The following is a 4,452-nucleotide window of genomic DNA, read 5'->3' on the forward strand; positions in this document are numbered from 1 at the left end:
ACGTGATAGCCAGAATCTCCCACGGCTGCACGCCATTGTCGGCGAGCATATGCGCAATGCGATACGTGAGCACGCGCGTTTTACCCGAACCAGCGCCCGCAAGCACGAGCAGCGGGCCCTCGGTGCACAGCACGGCCTCGCGCTGCGCGGGATTCAAGGAATCGATATCGATGCTAGTCATATATCCACCTATCCATCTTTGGAGTGAGTGTATACAAACCGCCTCGCGTCTTCAGACGAGGCTTCCGTGCTCAAACAGTCCTGAGCTCGCACGAAAGCCACTTCATGTGGCTTTCGGCTCGTGCGGAACTGCGCCAGAATCCTCGCCCGAAGACGCGAGGCGCGTACATCACAATTGCTTGTTGCGGATCTACGGCAACATTCCCATGGTCTCGAACGCGAAATAGCCCAAAACCAGCGCGCCCACGATGATGCGGTAAATACCGAATGCCGTGAAGTCGTTCTTCTTGATATAGCCCATGAGGAATTTGATCGAAATGACCGACATCACAAAAGCAGTCACGATGCCCACCACGAGCACGACGATTTCGGTCTGCGTCATGGCGACGCCCGCCAAAACGAACTTCGCGACCTTCACCACGCCCCAGCCGAGCATCACGGGAATGGCCAGGAAGAACGTGAACTCGGTCGCAGCCGTGCGCGAGCAGCCCGTGAGCATGCCACCAATGATGGTTGCGCCCGAGCGCGACGTGCCGGGGACCATGGCCAAGCACTGGAAGAAGCCAATCTTCAGCGCGGTTTTCCAATCGATGTCGTCGACGTTCGTTACCTTGAACAGCGACGTCTCGGCAGCAGCTTCGGCGTCGGCCTCGCTCACGCGCGCATGACGGCCACGCGGCGCTTCCACCTCGGCGAGCGCTTCCTTGAAACGACGGCGATTGCGACGCTCGAGCACGATGAACACGATGCCGTACAAAACGAGCATGGCCGCGACGGTAACCTTGTTATAGAAATGCTCGTTCATGAAATCGTCGAGCGCGAAACCGAACACGGCCGCAGGCAGGCACCCAATGACCACCATGCCCCAAAGGCGCCACGTGCTGCGACGCTCGTCGACCGTTTTGCTCGGCGAGAAGGGGTTGAGCTTATGGAAGTACAGAATAATGACCGCCATGATGGCGCCAATTTGGATAACCACCAAGAACAGCGCAAGGAACGAATCGGAAACCTGCAGTTTCACGAACTCGTCAACAAGAATCATGTGGCCCGTCGAGGAAATAGGCAGCCATTCGGTAATGCCCTCGACCAGACCAATGAGCAGTGCTTTTAAAGCTTCAATAAGCATGGGCGCTAAACCTTCCGCATTCATGTGTATTTATGCAACCGTTGAATTCTATATGACGGGCGCGCGTTCGTTGTGCAAAGCGCGCGCATTGCCTTGGAAAAACAGAACCAGAGCGTTATTATGGCAAATGGTACGCAAAAGCAAGAAGCGCCACCCAAGCAGTTCGGGTCCGAAATCCTGCTTGTAAAACCTAAAACCAAAGGAGAAAGTCGCAATGCGCAAATTTTTCGAAGACTACAAGGTCTTGCTGCGGAGCATTCCCGCTCCCACCGTCACGATTTTCATCGTGAGCGTCATCCTCATGAACCTCATGGCAAACAAGGAGCTTCTGAGCACACCATGGCTCGCGCTCGACTGCGGCTTCGCCGTGAGCTGGGTTTCCTTCCTCTGCATGGACATGATCTGCAAGCGCTTCGGCGCGAAGGCGTCCATCAAAATCTCGATTCTCGCGCTGGGCGTGAACCTGGCCGTGTGCCTATTCTTCTGGCTCATGAGCCTCACCCCGGGCATGTGGGGCGCCTACTACGACACCGGCATGGTCGAAGTCAACGACGCCCTGAACGCCACCATCGGCGGCACGTGGTACGTCGTGCTGGGCAGCTCGCTTGCAATGCTGTGCTCGTCGACCGTGAATTCCCTGCTCAACGTGGCCATCGGCCGCCTTTCCACGTCGAATACCTTCGGCGCGTTCGCAAAGCGTTCCTATATCTCCACGGGCATTGCGCAGTTCGTCGACAACTTGATTTTCGCCATCGTCGTATCGCACGTGTTCTTCGGCTGGACGTGGATTCAGGTGCTCACCTGCTCGTTCACGGGCGCCGTGGCTGAGCTGCTGTGCGAGATTCTGCTGAGCCCCGTGGGCTACAAAGTCGTGCGCGGCTGGGAGCGCGAAAACGTGGGCGCAGCATACATCAACCGCATCGCTGCACAGAAGTCCAACCAATAATGAAGGCACTCATAACGGGCACTTCGGCGGGCATTGGTCGCGCATGCGCCGAGCTGTTTTTGCAGCGCGGATGGCATGTATACGGCTTCGATATCGCGTCGGCATCGATTGCTCACGCAGAATACGAGCATTTCGTCGTCGACGTGCGCGACCGCGCGGCGTTTCCCGCCGGCCTCGAGCCCAACGTCATCGTGAACAATGCTGGCGTCCAGGGCGCAGACGACATCGCCGTTAACCTGCAGGGCACCATCAATATCACCGAGGCATATGCGTTCGTGGGCGACTTCCCCGCCGCGAAGCCCGCGCCGTGGATTCGTTCGGTTGTCAACGTCGGCTCGGCGAGCGGACACACGGGTTCCGAATTTCCCGAGTATGCGGCGAGCAAGGGCGGCATTCTTTCGTATACGAAAAACGTCGCGAACCGCCTGGCGCCGCAGGGAATTTGCAACAGCGTCGACCCGGGCGGCGTGCTTACCGAGCTCAATCGCCCCGTGATGGACGACGCCGCCATGTGGGATCGCATCATGCAGCTCACGCCGCTGCGCCGTTGGGCCGAACCCGACGAAATCGCCGAGTGGGTCTATTTCGTTGGCGTGACGAACCGCTTCATGACCGGCCAAAACCTTCTTATCGATGGAGGCGAGGCGGGAGCCGCCGAATTCGTGTGGCCCGAAGACCAGCCGTACCCGAACAAAACGAAAAGGAAGCCTATGCCGCTTGGAATAAAGCCGTAGCTGGAAACCCCTTCGAGAAAATCAGCCCGCTTTCTTAAGGAGCTAAAATGTTTGTTATGGATGGGCTTGCTTTCGCAAGCGAGCCGAAAGCAAGCATGGAGGTTCTAGACGCGAAAGCTGTCAATGGCCTATCGAGACTCGTCATTTTCTCCACAGGAGGAAAACGCCTTTTCGACGCGTCCGAGTTAACCGACAAGCCAGCATTCAAGTCCCTGAAAGATTCTCGCATTTTTGGAGCCTTTTCAATCGACCATGACATCGTTACGTGGGACAACGGGAAGATACACCTCGATCCCGAAACGATGTACGCCATGAGCTACCCATACGAAAGCGTAGCCTAGCCAGCATAACGAAGCTGTCATCCTCGGCCAATCCACGCTTTTCTATATGGATGACAGCGTCTTTTTACTACAAAAATGCATGTTTAGAGGCAAACTCGCCCATTATTCCGTACAGCCGTTCACCAGGTTGAACAGTTGCTGCTTTTTGTTGATTCCCAGCTTCGAGTAGAGCCTGCGTGTGTGGGTTTTGACGGTGTTCTCGGAGATAAACAGCTCTTTTGCGATGGACGACATCGTATAGCCCTGCATGAAGAGCTGCATAACTTCAATTTCCCTTTGCGACAAGTAGTATTCCTCGCCAATTGCCTCGCAACGTGCGGACAAGTTGCCGACGTAGCTCAAATCGCTTTCATGGCCTGCGGCTGGCTCTTCGTCGCCTGCCGCAGGCCCCTCATCAGCCGCAACGTCCGCCGTCTCATCGTCGGCAACGATTTCCGTCTCATCAAATGGCGCCTCTGCCTGGTGCGGCTTTCTCGCAAGGGACAGGAATTCGACGCTTCTCCCATCGGTCTCCTGCGAGATGAAAAGCCCGCGCGTGAAATAGACGACAAGGGCAAGCATGGCAAGCGAAATCAAAGCAATTGTCGCAAGCGGCGGAATTTGCGAAAAGGGCTCGCTGTTGACAGCATTCCCCAAAAGATAGCCCAACCCCTGCATGCAAACGGAAACACCGGTTTGGAAGCTGATGCAAAACGAGGGGCTCACGCCATAGTCATGGGTTACCTGAACGCACAGCACTTGCATGCTTAGCGACATGAAGCTGTACACCATGTACAACGCAGCAGCGGGCCAGAAAAACGCCTTCATGTCGAAAAACGGCAGGGCGCAAACAAGTAGCACCAACAGGGGAAACAGTACCTGAAACACGTGGCTGATGCTGTACCGAACCGTTTTGACCCTCCATATGGCCACAATGGCCAGCGCCGAAAGCAAGCCGCCCAGAATGGATGCGTAATTGATATAGTTCATCGCTACAATCTGCAGCGACAACGACCGAGTAACGCCGCCAAGAAACGCAAACGCACCGCAATACAAGGCGCACTTCCATATGCTCCCCAAAGCATGGATATAGCTATTCTTGTTCTCCCTGGGCACATTGACAACCATGGGCAAGCCAACTTCAAT

At 56.0% G+C, this 4,452-nt stretch carries 6 protein-coding genes; 3 read left to right on the plus strand and 3 right to left on the minus strand.

The genetic code is table 11. The annotated features are described in order from the left end of the window. Both ACWI8T_RS08360 and ACWI8T_RS08365 read right to left on the minus strand, forming a co-directional pair. Nucleotides 1–181: UvrD-helicase domain-containing protein (locus tag ACWI8T_RS08360; protein WP_449138606.1), on the minus strand; the 181-nt coding region annotated here is incomplete at its 3' end. Between the two features lie 189 nt (nucleotides 182–370). After that, nucleotides 371–1,306 carry an undecaprenyl-diphosphate phosphatase gene (locus ACWI8T_RS08365; protein ID WP_449138607.1) on the minus strand — a complete coding sequence of 312 codons (936 nt, stop codon included), beginning with the start codon at nucleotides 1,304–1,306 and terminating at the stop codon, nucleotides 371–373. A 214-nt stretch (nucleotides 1,307–1,520) separates the two neighbouring features. On the opposite strand from ACWI8T_RS08365, the gene ACWI8T_RS08370 reads away from it, so the two are divergent. From ACWI8T_RS08370 to ACWI8T_RS08380, 3 genes are all read left to right on the plus strand, one after another. Next, a complete protein-coding gene (locus ACWI8T_RS08370; RefSeq protein ID WP_288169591.1) occupies nucleotides 1,521–2,252 on the plus strand; it encodes a VUT family protein in 732 nt (243 codons plus the stop codon). Continuing rightward, complete coding sequence (locus tag ACWI8T_RS08375; RefSeq protein WP_449138608.1) at nucleotides 2,252–2,986, plus strand: SDR family NAD(P)-dependent oxidoreductase; 735 nt, start codon at nucleotides 2,252–2,254, stop codon at nucleotides 2,984–2,986. The genes ACWI8T_RS08370 and ACWI8T_RS08375 overlap by 1 nt, the downstream gene beginning before the upstream one ends. A gap of 95 nt (nucleotides 2,987–3,081) precedes the next feature. Further along, nucleotides 3,082–3,327, plus strand: coding sequence for a hypothetical protein (locus ACWI8T_RS08380; RefSeq protein ID WP_417754018.1), 246 nt, complete (start codon nucleotides 3,082–3,084; stop codon nucleotides 3,325–3,327). Between the two features lie 102 nt (nucleotides 3,328–3,429). On the opposite strand, the gene ACWI8T_RS08385 is transcribed toward ACWI8T_RS08380, so the two are convergent. Beyond that, nucleotides 3,430–4,452, minus strand: a 1,023-nt coding sequence (locus ACWI8T_RS08385) for a LuxR C-terminal-related transcriptional regulator (protein ID WP_449138609.1), incomplete at its 5' end; no start/stop codon positions are given.

The organism is Slackia sp. (genome assembly GCF_977041755.1).

Coding starts and splice junctions, on each gene's coding strand:
- ACWI8T_RS08370 (WP_288169591.1), top strand. CDS start 1,521: ATGCGCAAATTTTTCGAAGACTACAAGGTCTTGCTGCGGAGCATTCCC.
- ACWI8T_RS08365 (WP_449138607.1), bottom strand. CDS start 1,306: ATGCTTATTGAAGCTTTAAAAGCACTGCTCATTGGTCTGGTCGAGGGC.
- ACWI8T_RS08375 (WP_449138608.1), top strand. CDS start 2,252: ATGAAGGCACTCATAACGGGCACTTCGGCGGGCATTGGTCGCGCATGC.
- ACWI8T_RS08380 (WP_417754018.1), top strand. CDS start 3,082: ATGGAGGTTCTAGACGCGAAAGCTGTCAATGGCCTATCGAGACTCGTC.